This is a genomic window from Paenibacillus sp. CF384 (genome assembly GCF_900106745.1).
Classification (GTDB): Bacteria; Bacillota; Bacilli; order Paenibacillales; family Paenibacillaceae; genus Paenibacillus_Z.
The window spans coordinates 15,211-28,938 of the sequence record NZ_FNNV01000007.1 but is presented as its reverse complement, the minus strand read 5'-3'; the positions used below and the strand labels follow the sequence as shown (position 1 = coordinate 28,938).

Here is a 13,728-nt window from a genome sequence, read left to right as displayed (position 1 = left end):
CTCTCCCTTAGGTGCTCCATCGCACCGGTTATAGCTCCATTGTACAGGAATCAACCCTAGCTCAAGCTTACAGCTTCCGCCGGGAACCTTACAGATTTGTCAGGTTGGTTGCTTCCTATTCGGGCCGAAGGTAACATGAAGGAAGAAACCATTGCAGGGAGCGAAAGCTACGTTGAAAATCATGATTGTCGAGGATGACGCGACTATACGGGAGATGATCTGTGAGTCGCTGAACAAGTGGGGGTTTGAGACAACGGCTATCGTTGATTTCCAAGACGTCATGGGCCGTTTTGCCTGCGAGGAGCCGCATCTTGTGCTGCTCGATATTAATTTGCCGGTCTTCGACGGCTTCTACTGGTGCAGGGAAATCCGCGCCGTGTCGAAGGTGCCGATTCTCTTCATTTCCTCGCGCAATACCCCTATGGATATGATTATGTCCATGAATATGGGCGGGGATGATTTTATTCAGAAGCCGTTTCACCCCGATGTGCTCATTGCGAAGATCAATGCGCTGCTGCGCCGAACCTATACCTACATGGACGCGCAAACCAGCGCCATCGAGCATGATGGCATACTCCTGAATTTGAAGGACGGAGCCCTATATCTAGGCGAGCGGAAGGCGGAGCTGACGAAGACGGAATTCGTTATTATGAGCCTGCTCATGCGGCAGAAAGGATCCATTGTCAGCCGGACGAAGCTGATGCGAAGTCTGTGGGAGGACGAAAGCTTCGTTGACGACAATACGCTGACCGTCAATATCGTGAGACTGCGCAAGAAGCTGGCTGAACTCGGCCGTGAAGAATTCATCTCGACGCGGAAAGGGCAGGGGTATATGATCGAATGACCTTTCTCTCTTATTTGAAGGATAAGCGTTATTATGTCAGCTGGTTCGCGGTCGTGCTGCTGTTCGTGACCGTCATGCTGGTTGTCAGCGGCAACGGCTGGAGTGACGTGGTCTACATCGATGGCAGCTGCCTCGTGTTCGCCATCATCTATATAGTGGCAGGCTATTACTATCGGCGTTCCTTCTATAAGGAGCTGGCGGAGCTGCTCCATAGCGGCGAGCTGGAACGGTTCGAGGCGCTGCCGGATCCGCAGAACGAAACCCAATCTCTTTATTTTGCGCTTCTTCGCAGCCAGCAGGACACCTACGTCAAGCGACTTCAGCAGGTGCAGCTGGAGATAAGGGATCATCAGGATTTCGTGATGTCCTGGATTCACGAGGTGAAGCTGCCCATAACGGCAAGCAAGCTGCTGCTGTCGGGCAGCGACGATAAGCCGGTCGATGAGTTAGTCGACAAGCTGGAAGATGAGATCAGCAAAATTGACAGCTACGTCGAACAGGCATTGTACTATTCGCGGATTGACTCGTTCTCCAAGGATTATTTTATAAACGAAATCGGCATTTCGGCGGTTGTGAAAGGCAGCGTGAAGAAATACGCGAAACTCTTCATTACGAAGCGCATCCGGATTCTGCTCGCGCCAAGCGATGACATGTTCGTCGCCAGCGACAGCAAGTGGCTGACGTTCATGATCGATCAGATTATGGCTAATGCGCTGCAATATACGGCAGAAGGCGGTGAAGTCGCGACTTTCTATGAGGAAGACAGCAGAGAGAGGCGGCTTGTCATTCGCGATACCGGTATCGGCATTCGGCCGGAGGAAGTGCACCGCGTGTTCGATAAAGGGTTCACCGGCTCTAATGGGCGCACGCATACGAAGTCGACAGGGATGGGGCTTTATCTGGTCAAGCAGCTGGCTGCTAAACTCGGGCACGAGGTGTCGATCGCTTCGGAGGAAGGCGTGTATACAGCGGTGACGATCCATTTTCCGAAATTTCGGAGACTGGACCCTTCGTAAGTAAGGGCAGAACCACACAATGGCTGAAAAGTGGTAGGTTTAGCAAAGTGTAGTCTCTAGAACCATACATTGGCCGAAAAGTGGCGGGTTCGAGCAAAGAGTAGCCCCTAGAATCACACATTGGCCGAAAAGTGGTGGGTTCGAGCAAAGAGTAGTCTCTAGAACCACACATTGGCCGAAAAGTGGTGGGTTCGAGCAAAGAGCAGCCCCCAGAACCACACATTGGCTGAAAAGTGGTGGGTTCGAGTAAAGAGTAGTCTCTAGAACAACATAAGAAGCTCCTCCAGAGGTCTACATGGAAGCGAAAGCTACGAATATGGAGCAAGAAGCGAACCTAGACGTCTACATGGTAGCAAAAGCAGCGAATCTGGAGCAAGAAGCGAACCCAAAGGTCTACATGGTGGCGAAAGCAGCGAATCTGGAGCAAGAAGCGTACCCACAAGTCTACATGGTAGCGAAAACAGCGAATCTGGAGTAAGAAGCGAACCCAGAGGTCTACATGGGTACCATACAATCATTCCGAAGGCGGCACAGGGATTTCACCTGTACCGCCTTTTTCGTGTCCAAGCCGCGCTAGGCGATAGGCAACTATCTATTCCCGGCATCTGCCACTCAGAGATATCTATCAAGTGTTGATAGGAGATGGTTTTCATAGATTCGGGGGTATTGTCCAGTACGAGCCATCTGCCTTGTACATATATATACAGTACATAGCTGCAGTTACGGGCATGCAGAGGAGGAATCTATGAAAATAGCAGGACGAGGCATGGTGTTCCTATTCGGCTTGAAAGGAGAATGAAAGACTAGAGAAATGATTTCTTGAAGAGAGGTAAAAACATGCACGACATAATGGCAATCATTACAGTTTGTACGTTCTTCCTAACTGTCGGCTTTATGTTCTGGCGTCCGAATGTGAATGAGGCGATACCGGCTACAGTCGGCGCATTTATCGTCTTGCTTACAGGGACGGTATCACTTGGGGATTTAGGGAGCATCACGGAAACGATCTACGGCGCTGCGATTACCATCATAGCGACCATCGTGATGGCTATCGTTCTGGAGAGCTTCGGATTCTTCAACTGGGCTGCCGAAATCTTAACCCGCAAGGCACGGGGATCAGGCATCCGACTATTTTGGCTAACCAACTTGTTCTGTTTTCTCATGACGCTCTTCGTCAATAACGATGGCAGCATTCTGATTACAACACCGATTCTGCTTATGCTGCTTAAGAGCATGGGGCTCAAAAACCATCAGAAAATCCCTTATCTCCTCTCCGGTGCTCTGATCGCGACAGCCTCCAGTGCTCCTATCGGGGTAAGCAACATCGTCAATCTGATCGCGCTCAAGATCGTTCACATGGACCTCTACATGCAAACGGCGATGATGTTCGTGCCGGCATTCCTTGGATTACTGTTCATGGCCCTTCTCTTGTTTGCGATCTTCTATCGCACCCTTCCGAAGAAGCTGCCTGAAATGCAGCCGTGGAAAATGACGCCCGGCAGCCATCCGCTCAAAGGGGAAGCACCTAAGAAGAACCATAACGCCAAGTTTATGCGCAATGTGCTGATCTTCGTCTTCTGTGTGCGCATCAGCTTGTTCGTTGCATCGTATCTTCATTTTTCTGTCGCGGTAATGGCCGTCATCGGATCTGCTTTTCTGCTCGCTTGGCGCTGGATCTATCTCAAAGTACCGCCCGTTGATATGTTGAAGAAGACGCCGTGGTATATCTTGATCTTTGCTTTCGGCATGTATGTCATCATTTATGGACTGCGCAATATTGGATTAACGGAGTGGTTAATTGATTATCTGCAGCCGCTTGTCTCCGGCAGTTTACTGCACGCCAGCGTGTTGATGGGTATGCTGCTGAGCGTCATGTCGAACTTGTTTAACAACCATCCGGCATTAATGGTCGGTACACTGACGTTAACGAATATGGGCCTGGACCCGCTTACACTCAAAGTCGCCTATCTGGCAAGCGTTATTGGCAGTGACATCGGTTCGCTTCTGCTGCCGATCGGTACACTGGCGACCATTATGTGGATGCATATCATTCGAAAAGGCGGCGTGAAACTCAAATGGGCCGATTATTTGAAGGTAACGGTCCTGGTTATTCCGATAACGGTGTTGTTCACGCTAGTCCTGTTAACGTACTGGGTGAGTTGGATTTTTTGACCTGACAAGCCAAACGAAATATGCATGTAAAGGAGGGACTGTCTTGAATCAATTGATTCCTTATCTTGCGGAGAAAGTGATTGTGGAGGTGACGGGAAAGAAGAAGGTAGCGGGTAAACTAATCGATGTAGGTCCGGATATTCTGGTTCTCTACCATGAAGAGCGGTATATGTATATTCCGACAATCCACGTGCACCAGTGGACGCCGGCTGCTTCGGACGACAATGCGGCTGACCAACAAGGAGAGCATGGTGCCATGCTGCATGTCGATTCGATCACGCTGCTCGCCGTGCTGCAGGAAGCGAAAGGGATGTTCGTCGAAATCGGTGTCGGCGGCAGTAAGCCGATTCACGGTTTCGTACAGGGCATTATGAACGATTATCTCATCATCTGTTCGCCAATTTATAACGCGGTTTACGTTTCACTGCATCACTTGAAATGGCTTATTCCTTATCCGGCTTCTCATCTCCCGTATGCCCGAAGTGCGGATACACTTTCGATGAAGCCGCTGCCGCCCGCTCTATCCAGAAGCTTCGAGGAACGGTGCAAGGAAGAAGAAGGCAACATGGTCGTGATCAATCTCGGAGGACACTCCGCAACATTGGGCGTCATCAAGAAGGTGAGCGGCGGCATCATCGAACTTGTCCAGGCAAGTGGAAGCAGCACATTTATGAATATGCGGCACATCAAATCCATCTATGCGCCAAAGTAATCCTTTCGAAGATTGCAAGGCGTTATCGCGGCGCTTAGGGATTATCGTACAAAAAAAAGAGACCTCCGGGAGAAGGCCGCAAAGAATTCATGCACATCTTAGTTTATGTGGGATTGCATTTACATGCTTGGGTGTTTGAAAGGCTTGAACAATAATTGTTCAAGCCTTTCCTGCGTACAGGCATTTTCTAGGGCTGTCTCTTATATATTTTAGTATTTAGACGAGAGGTGCTGAAGGGATGCTGCATATTGTCGCCTGCATTAAGCAAGTGCCGGATACGAAAATCATCAAGATGAACCCCAAAACCAACACGATGGATCGTGCCAGCGCGCCGGCGATTCTGAATCCCTATGACGCGCATGCGGTTGAAGAAGCGGTTCGACTGAAGCAGCGTTACGGGGGAACGGTTTCGGTGCTCACCATGGGGCCACCGCCGGCTGTCAAAGCGATTCGCAAATGCATCGAGATTGGCGCAGATGAGGGGTATATGATTTCCGACCGTGCGTTCGCCGGAGCGGATACGCTGGCCACGAGTTATGCCTTAACGAAAGCGCTTAACAAGATCGCCAAGGAAAAGCCGATCGACCTGATCATCTGCGGCAAAATGACAATCGACGGCGATACCGGCCAAGTGGGACCGGGCATCGCGCGGCGGCTCGACATTCCGCCGCTGACCTCGGTGAAGAAGATCGTCGAGATTGACAAGGAGAAGGGCATCGCAATCCTCCACCGGAAGCTGGAGGACGGCTACGAGGTGATCTCCTCGACGCTGCCTTGTCTGTTCTCGGTCGAGAAGGACATTAACGAGGTCCCTTACTCCACGATGCCGAACATGCTGCGAGCAGCCAGATACAACCCGTACATTTGGTCCGTGAATGAGCTGGAGGATGTGGATAAGGCGCAGCTTGGTCTTAAAGGCTCGCCGACGATCGTATCGTCGGTGTGGGCGCCGCAGAAGCCGCAAGGCGGACAGATGCTGGATGGCGCGGCAAGAGAGCAAGTCAGCCAGCTGCTGACCGTGCTGCTGGAGAAGAAGGAACTGTTCCAAGCGAGGGGGGAAACGTCATGAGCTTCGAGGATTACCGCGGCATCTGGGTGTTCATGGAGATCAAGGACGGTGCAATTGTACCCGTTGCGCGGGAGTTGCTTGGCGCTGGCAGGCAGCTGGCGGATAAACGAAAAACCGAGCTGGCCGGCGTTATTATTGGCGATGGGGTGAGCGCGCTTGCACAGGAAGCCATCTATTACGGCGCGGATCAAGTTTATGTCTACGACGCGCCGATTTTCAAGCATTACCGTACCGAAACGTACATGCAGGCGCTCCTCGCCTGTACGGAGAAATACAAGCCCGAGATTATCCTCTACGGCGCAACTTCGACGGGTAAGGACTTGGCAAGCGCTGTTGCCACGGACCTCCCGACAGGCCTTACCGCCGATACTACGCAGCTGGACGTGGAAGAGGACACAGGTCTTCTTCTCGCAAGCCGTCCCGCCTTCGGCGGCAACATCATGGCGACGATTCTATGCAAGAAATACCGGCCGCAAATGGCCACGGTAAGACCGAAGGTCGTGCGGGCGCTCCCGCGCGACACATCCCGTGAGGGTACGGTTATTGAAGAGTCCATTGTGCTTCACGAGGACGATGTCCGGACGAAGGTGCTTGAAATCGTGCGCAATACGGTGCAGACGGTACGGATCGACGAAGCGGATATTATCGTCGCCGGCGGCAAGGGGCTCGGCAGCCCGGCCGGATTCCAGCTCATCCACGAGTTCGCGGATGTCATCGGAGCTGCTGTAGGCGCAAGCCGGGATGTCGTCGAGGCCGGCTGGGTTGGCCATCATCATCAGGTCGGGCAGACCGGTGTGACGGTGACGCCTAAGATTTATTTTGCCATCGGCATCTCTGGGGCGATTCAACACATCGTGGGCATGCAGAATTCCGGACTCATTATTGCGATTAACAAAGATCCCGGCGCGCTAATCTTCCAATCCTGCCACTACGGCATCGTAGGTGATGCCTTCGAAATTGTGCCGCTGCTGATCGAGCAGTTCAAGCTTGCGCTTGGGAAGGAGAGTAACTATGCCTGAGAAGTTTGATTGTATCGTCGTAGGCGCGGGGCCTGCCGGAATTGCCTGCGCTTACGAGCTGGGGAAGGCAGGCGTGAAGGTGCTGCTGATTGAGAGGGGGGAGTATCCCGGCTCGAAGAACGTCATGGGCGGCGTGCTGTATCGGCAGATGATGGAGGATATCATCCCGGAATTCTATAAGGAAGCCCCGGTAGAACGGCCCATCGTAGAGCAGCGCTTCATGATGATGGATAAAGAATCAGCCACGACGTTCGGTTATAAAGGGCTGGAGTGGGCACGCGAACCCTATAACAATTTCACCGTACTGCGGGCCAAGTTCGACCAGTGGTTCGCGAGTAAAGCGGTGGAGCAAGGGGCGCTGCTCATCAATGAGACGGTCGTCCTCTCCTGCATTGTGGAGAACGGCAAAGTCGTAGGCGTTCAGACCGATCGTCCGGACGGTCAACTCTATGCCGACGTTGTCGTCCTCGCCGATGGGGTGAATTCGCTGCTGGCCAAGTCGCTCGGCTTCCACAAAGAGTTTAGACCGGATGAAGTGGCGCTTGCGACGATGGAGATTTTGAAGCTGGATAAGAAGGTTATCGAGGACCGCTTTAACTTGGAGGAAGGACAGGGCTGTACGATTGAGCTGTTCGGGGATGCCACGAAAGGCATTCTCGGTACGGGGTTCCTCTACACGAATAAAGATACGCTCAGCCTTGGCGTAGGCACGTTACTTTCAGGCATGATTAAGCATAAGCTAAAGCCTCACCATCTACTCGACTATGTCAAGAATCACCCGATGATCCGTCCGTTTGTGCAAGGCGCGGAGCCGCAGGAATATCTAGCCCATCTCATTCCCGAGGGTGGCTACCACTCCATGCCGAAGGTGGTCGGCAACGGCGTGCTCGTCGTTGGCGACGCAGCGCAGCTCGTTAACGCTATTCACCGCGAGGGCTCCAATATGGCGATGACCTCAGGACGCTTAGCCGCGGAGACGGTCGTGCTGGCCAAAGAAGCCGGGGATTTCTCGGAAGCCTTTCTCGATCATTACAAGTTAGCGCTGATGGGCAGCTTCGTTGGGAAGGATTTGAAGAAATACAAAGACTCCACGCATCATTTTGACAAATTCCCGCAATTCTTCGAACAATACATTCCGATGATGAACCGTGCGGCCAGCCAAATGTTCACCGTCGACGGCACCTCCAAGCGGGAGAAACAGAAGAAGATATGGCGGGATATCGGCACAGCGAAGGAGAAGGTGAAAATCGCGCGGGATATGTACCGGGCCTGGAAGGTGATGAAGTAAAATGAGCGATCTGGCAAAAGGACAGTCCATCGAAGAGAAACAGTACCTCCTCAGGTTTAACGCCGATACGAAGTCTCATTTGACCGTGTTGGATGCCGAGGTGTGCATGTCGAGCTGTCCGGACAAAATCTGTACGATATTCTGTCCGGCAGAGGTGTACAAATGGGAGGAGATCCGCATGCATGTCGGCTATGAAGGCTGCCATGAATGCGGGAGCTGCCGCATCGGCTGTCCGCATCAGAACATCAAGTGGGAATATCCGAAAGGTGGTCACGGAATCGTTTTCAGACTGGGGTGATAACGATGTTCGAGGTCGGAGATTGCGTTGTGTTCTTGCTTGATGGCACGAGAGGGACCGTCATGGAAACCGGGGAAGGCTTATACCACGTAGCTTGGGAGGATCAGTTCGTAAGCTGGGAGCGGGAAGAGCTGCTGGAGAAGGTTCAGCTTCGAATTTGAAAGCGCATACGATTGATTGAGTGGAAAGGACCGCTCTCCTGTCTAAGGCAGGGAGCGGTTTTTTATTTCGTGAGTGTGCTCGGGATGCAGGAACTATAGCGATTTTTGTCGAATAATCTCTGATCAGCTTGAAAGGGGGCATGTGCATGCTCCGAGCAAAGGGATTTTCGATTCGAACCATGGTTAGTGTGCTTGTCGTTGCATCTGTACTGATTACACTGGGAATCAGCTTATTGATTAGTTATCGTAACGAGAAGAACTCCCTGATGACGATGAATTTTCAGCTTAACCACATGTATACGACGAAGATCAGCGATACGGTCAATGAGCTGTTCGCTTCCATGAAGAAGAATCTCAAGTACAACGCCGAGCATATTGCGAAGGGCGGTCTGAATCGTCCTGACCTGGACGAGCAAGTGAAGCTTATCCAACAAACGAACCCGATGTACAAAGCGGTCGTTGTGGTCGACCAGACCGGTAAAGTGATCAGCATTGCGTCGGAAACCGATACAGGCCTTAAAGGCAAGACCATCGAAACGGACGGTGCCAAACAGGCGCTGAAGGAACGGAAGCCGCTCATTTCGGAGCCTTATATCAGTGCCGCTGATCAATTGATTATTATGGTGAGCCATCCGCTATGGGGCGCTGACGGCGAATATTTGGGTTACATCGGCGGGACAATCCGTCTGCATGAGACCAATTTGCTGAATACGATTCTAGGAGATGCCGCACAGTCCGGCAATGGTACATACGCCTATGTGGTCAGCGCTTCGGGCGCGATGCTGTATCATCCCGATAAGAGTCGGATCGGGGAGCGGGATATCGTCAATCCGATCTTTGCGGATATGCTCTCCGGCCATAGCGGCGTGAAGCGCATTGTCAATTCGCGCGGGGTCGATATGCTGGCAAGTTATACTTATATGAAGGAGACCGGGTGGGGCGTGGTCACGCAGACGCCGACTGCCGTGATCCTAACGGCATCGAAGCGTCCGATTCTCAAGGTTGCCCTGTATATGGCTCCGATTCTGGCCATCTTGCTGCTCGTTATCTATTGGCTGATCGGCAAAATGTCAGAGCCGCTGACGAAGCTTTCTACTTTCGCCTCTGTGCTGTTAACTAATAAATCCGTGCGAGATGAGGTCCCTCGCATTCATTCGTGGAACCGCGAAGCGAACGCGATGCACCGGGCTTTCGTGCTGGCTGTCAGACAAATCCGCAGCAGATTCGATCATTTATCCCAGGAGGCCCAGACGGATCCGCTCACCGGATTGTACAATCGGCGGACGATGGATCTCTACATCCGCACATGGATTGCGGAGGAGATGCCTTTTGTCATCATGATGCTGGATTTGGACCACTTTAAGCAGGTCAATGACACGTATGGCCATGAAATGGGCGATGAAGTATTGCGGTTTCTGGCGGCCAACATGCAAGCGCAGTTCGAGGAGAGCCATATTTGCTGCAGGTATGGCGGGGAAGAATTTGTCGTGCTGCTGCCGGAAACGGGGCTTGGGACGGCGATGGTCTACGCGCAGAACCTGCGCGCCATCATGGAAGAAACGGACAGCCCCGTCGGAAGGCCTGTCACGCTGTCGATGGGCATCACGCGATATCCGGATTCGGCGAAGGATGCGGCCGGCCTGTTCCGCGATGCGGACGAGGCGCTCTACCGCGCCAAGCACCTGGGCCGCAATCGCGTGGAGTTGGCGAATACCGCTGCTCCGGCGCATATGCTCTAGCCGCGGCGCATCGTAAGGGGCGCCCGCGGTTGAACAACACATCAGCGTGATGTTGGCGAAATGGGTGAAAGAGTAGTGTGTAGAGCAATACAGTAGTGCGAAGTTAGCGAGATGGGTGAAAGAGTAGCGTGTAGAGCAATACAGTAGTGCGAAGTTAGCGAGATGGGTGAAAGAGTAGTCTGTAGAGCAATACATTAGTGGAAAGTTAGTGGAATGAGTGCAAGAGTGGCCCTCAGAGCCACACATTGGTGGAAAGCTAGTGGAATGAGTGCAAGAGTAGTCTGTAGAGCCACACATTAGCGGAAAGTTGGCAAAACGAGCGAAAGAGTGGCCCTTAGAGCCACACATTGGTGGAAAGCTAGTGGAATGAGTGCAAGAGTAGTTCGTAGGGCCACACATTAGTGGAACTAGCCGAATGTAAACAAAAGCGGCTCTCAGCCGGGAGCTGCTTAATGTAGAGAAACCCACGTTTTTTCAAAACGTCAGGTTTCTCTTTTGTTTCTAAAACATAAAGTTCTAACGAATCGTACAGGCCTTATTTGGCCTGTAATAACGTCGAAAAAATTCTAACGAACCGTGGAGGTCTTATTTGAAGGTTTTTTCGTATTTGGGAGTTGTTTTTACCCAAATAAGACCTGTGTGGTTCGTTAGATTTTCGGAGGCGTGAAATTCGGTGAAATAAGGCCCCTACGATTCGTTAGAATTTTTGAGTCCGAAGCTGAGAGGTCAGTATGTGCACTCTCAGTATCAGAAGCAGGGAATCGGAGGTTAGTTTTGATTGCTGAGAGTCTATTTTTGGAACTCTCAGCTACTTCATAGTGCGGATTAGGAGCTGAGAGTTCAGCATGCGCACTCTCAGCATCCGAAGCAGGGAATTGGGGGTTAGTTTGATCGCTGAGAGTCAGTTTCAGGAACTCTCAGCTACTTCGCGGCGTGGATGAGGAGCTGAGAGTTCAGCATGAGCACTGCGCTCTCTGTAGCAATTGCCTCTACTGCTTCTCTGCTGCCAGCACACTATCCGGCGAGTGGCTGTTTAGGATGCGAAGAACCGTGTCGGCCTGCTGCGGCGGATAGTACAGGAAGCCCTGGATGTCGTGGCAGTGGTTCTGCTGCAGGAAGAACAGCTGGTCCGTCGTTTCCACGCCTTCGGCGATGATGGTTAGGCCCAGATGACTGGCCATCAGCATAATCGCCAGAATGATAGCCTCATCCTTGGGTTCCTTGGAGATGCCGTTTACGAACGTGCGATCGATCTTGATTTTGTCGATCGGCAGTCGCTTCAGGTAGCTAAGGGACGAATAATGCGTCCCGAAATCATCGATGGAAATCGTAATGTTGAGATCGCGCAGCTCCTGTAAGACGGTCGCGTTCTCGTCCTGCATAGCCAGGTTCTCGGTAATTTCCAGCTCCAGATAAGCGGGATCAAGTCCGGTCTCGGCCAGAATCGACTTAATGAGCTCCGTCAGCTTGTTCCGCTGGTTGAATTGGCGAGCGGACAAGTTGACAGCGACCCGAATGGGCTCGGCGCCGGCGTTCTGCCACACTTTGCTCTGCGCGCATACCGTTCGCAGAACCCACTCTCCGATCGGTTCAATTAAGCCGCATTCTTCCGCTATCGGGATGAAGATGGACGGGGGAATATGTCCGCGCTTCGGATGATTCCAACGAATTAATGCTTCAAGCCCGATGATTTTCCTCGTCTTAATCTCCAGCTGCGGTTGGTAGTAAATCTCGAATTCTTTGTTCTCCAGCGCGCGCCGCAGGCTGTTCTTGATATAAATTTTCTCCTGCACATCGGCATTCAGCGTATCGTCATAAATCCGGTAATGGTTCTTGCCCTCTTCCTTTGCCCGGTACATCGCTGCATCGGCATACTTCATGAGCAGCTCCGCATCGTCGCTATGTTCCGGGAAGACCGTAATCCCGATGCTTGCGGTCACATAATACTCCATCCCCTGCAGAACGAATGGCTGCTGGAACAAGTTCACAACCTGCTGCGCCATTTGGTGTAGATGCGTCTGATCCTTCAAATATGGCAAAATAATCGTGAATTCATCGCCGCCAATCCGCGAGAACGATTCCCCTTTGGTCAGCAGCATCGTCATCCGTTCGCCGACCTCTTTAAGCAGCAAATCACCGTAGGAATGGCCGAGCGTATCGTTAATGAGCTTGAATTGATCCAAATCGATGAAGAGCAGCGCGAAGCGGCGGTTTTTGCTGCCGGCCATGAGGATGGTTTCTTCGAGCCGTTCTTGGAAGAAGATCCGGTTGTTGAGTCCGGTTACCGTATCGCGATAAGCCATCTGGCGGAGCGTCCGCTCCGTGCCTTCCAGCAGTCGATATTGGGTGCGCAGCTCATCCTCGGTCGCAATGAGTTCCTCGTAGGTGGATTCCAGCTGTTGATTGGCGCGCGTCATATTATTCGTCCGCTCATTCACCATCACTTGCAGCTTATGTTTCTGGGTCAATTGAATATAAATTAAATAGATAAGCAGGATGAGAGCTAAGAGGAAAATCAGCTGAATAATCTGTACCTTCGTATCTATTGCACTTAACTTTGCTTTATTGGGAAGCGCGGCAATCTCCCATTTTCCTTCAGCCGGATAGATCTTCTCCAGCAGCGGAGACCGCTCGTAGAGGCTTGCGTCACCGTAAATCACGTTGTTGCCAGCTTTGACAGCCAGATCAATGCCCTTATTCACCTGCGTCAGCCCGGCCTCTTCCAGAATCGGCGGCACATCGAGTACGATGGAGACGAAACCCCAGAACTCACGTTGAACGAAAATCGATTGTCTGGACAATAACCCGAGCCCGCCTTGCGTCAGCTCGAACGGCCCGAAGATCGTTTTGACATTCAGATGTTGGGTTCGCAGCGCATTCTCGCGGATATCAGGATTAGGATGTTTGAAGAGATTAAGGCCAATGACGTTCTCGTTTCCTTGAAGAGGATAGACAAATTCGGCAATGCCGCCGGGATAGACAGACAAATTGCGAATGCCTTGGATAGGACCGATGAAACTTTTGGCGAAACGATTAAAATGGTTAGCATCGAGCTTATGCGAGTCCATCAGCGAAGTATCCACAAAAGCTTTAAGCCCGTCTGAGAGCAGCAGCCTGCGCTCAAGAGCCAGCGTTAGCGAGGAGGCATTCGCAGCCAGCTCTACGGATGCGTCGTGATAGACTTCTTTATGCAGCCAGCGGCTGTAGGCGTTTGTAATCCACCAGAAGCAGCTGCCCAGAAGCAGCGCGCTGAGGAACAATACGAACCAAGTCTTACGGGGAGTCGTGTATCTTAATTGTGAGTCATCATTTATGTTATACATGATGTAGAACTCCTCTCAAACATATGAAGGGAAATAATAACCAGTCGTTATCAATTCGTCATGAATCGACAAATTCCTCCACTCTTC

General features: G+C 51.8%; 12 protein-coding genes. 11 read left to right on the top strand and 1 reads right to left on the bottom strand.

All coding sequences use genetic code 11. The annotated features are described in order from the left end of the window. The first annotated feature begins 172 nt into the window (after window positions 1-172). The 11 genes from BLW29_RS13310 (at window position 173) to BLW29_RS13265 (ending at window position 10,318) form a co-directional block, all read left to right on the top strand. Window positions 173-844, top strand: a complete 672-nt coding sequence (locus BLW29_RS13310) for a response regulator transcription factor (RefSeq protein ID WP_090980655.1) — start codon at window positions 173-175, stop codon at window positions 842-844. Further along, entirely contained in the window at window positions 841-1,860 is a 1,020-nt protein-coding gene (locus BLW29_RS13305) for a sensor histidine kinase (protein WP_090980231.1), read from the top strand. Before BLW29_RS13310 ends, BLW29_RS13305 begins: the two co-directional genes overlap by 4 nt. A gap of 295 nt (window positions 1,861-2,155) precedes the next feature. Then, window positions 2,156-2,338 carry a hypothetical protein gene (locus BLW29_RS13300; protein ID WP_090980229.1) on the top strand — a complete coding sequence of 61 codons (183 nt, stop codon included), beginning with the start codon at window positions 2,156-2,158 and terminating at the stop codon, window positions 2,336-2,338. Window positions 2,339-2,697: 359 nt separating this feature from the next. After that, entirely contained in the window at window positions 2,698-4,032 is a 1,335-nt protein-coding gene (locus tag BLW29_RS13295; protein ID WP_090980227.1) for an arsenic transporter, read from the top strand. Window positions 4,033-4,075: 43 nt separating this feature from the next. Next, window positions 4,076-4,744: a hypothetical protein gene (locus BLW29_RS13290; RefSeq protein ID WP_090980225.1), complete on the top strand. Its 669-nt coding sequence runs from the start codon at window positions 4,076-4,078 to the stop codon at window positions 4,742-4,744. Between the two features lie 238 nt (window positions 4,745-4,982). Further along, entirely contained in the window at window positions 4,983-5,813 is an 831-nt protein-coding gene (locus BLW29_RS13285) for an electron transfer flavoprotein subunit beta/FixA family protein (protein WP_090980223.1), read from the top strand. Further along, entirely contained in the window at window positions 5,810-6,832 is a 1,023-nt protein-coding gene (locus BLW29_RS13280; RefSeq protein WP_090980222.1) for an electron transfer flavoprotein subunit alpha/FixB family protein, read from the top strand. Before BLW29_RS13285 ends, BLW29_RS13280 begins: the two co-directional genes overlap by 4 nt. Next, window positions 6,825-8,120: an FAD-dependent oxidoreductase gene (locus BLW29_RS13275; RefSeq protein WP_090980220.1), complete on the top strand. Its 1,296-nt coding sequence runs from the start codon at window positions 6,825-6,827 to the stop codon at window positions 8,118-8,120. The genes BLW29_RS13280 and BLW29_RS13275 overlap by 8 nt, the downstream gene beginning before the upstream one ends. 1 nt (window position 8,121) lies before the next feature. After that, window positions 8,122-8,418: a ferredoxin family protein gene (locus BLW29_RS13270; RefSeq protein ID WP_090980218.1), complete on the top strand. Its 297-nt coding sequence runs from the start codon at window positions 8,122-8,124 to the stop codon at window positions 8,416-8,418. A gap of 5 nt (window positions 8,419-8,423) precedes the next feature. Continuing rightward, the gene (locus BLW29_RS31420) at window positions 8,424-8,579 is read left to right on the top strand and encodes a hypothetical protein (protein ID WP_177186612.1); all 156 of its coding nucleotides are present in this window, start codon (window positions 8,424-8,426) and stop codon (window positions 8,577-8,579) included. A gap of 146 nt (window positions 8,580-8,725) precedes the next feature. Beyond that, window positions 8,726-10,318 (top strand): sensor domain-containing diguanylate cyclase, encoded by a 1,593-nt coding sequence (locus BLW29_RS13265; protein WP_177186611.1) that lies wholly within the window; start codon window positions 8,726-8,728, stop codon window positions 10,316-10,318. Window positions 10,319-11,307: 989 nt separating this feature from the next. Here BLW29_RS13265 and BLW29_RS13260 read toward each other — a convergent pair. Continuing rightward, the gene (locus BLW29_RS13260; RefSeq protein WP_090980214.1) at window positions 11,308-13,641 is read right to left on the bottom strand and encodes a bifunctional diguanylate cyclase/phosphodiesterase; all 2,334 of its coding nucleotides are present in this window, start codon (window positions 13,639-13,641) and stop codon (window positions 11,308-11,310) included. Window positions 13,642-13,728 lie beyond the last annotated feature (87 nt).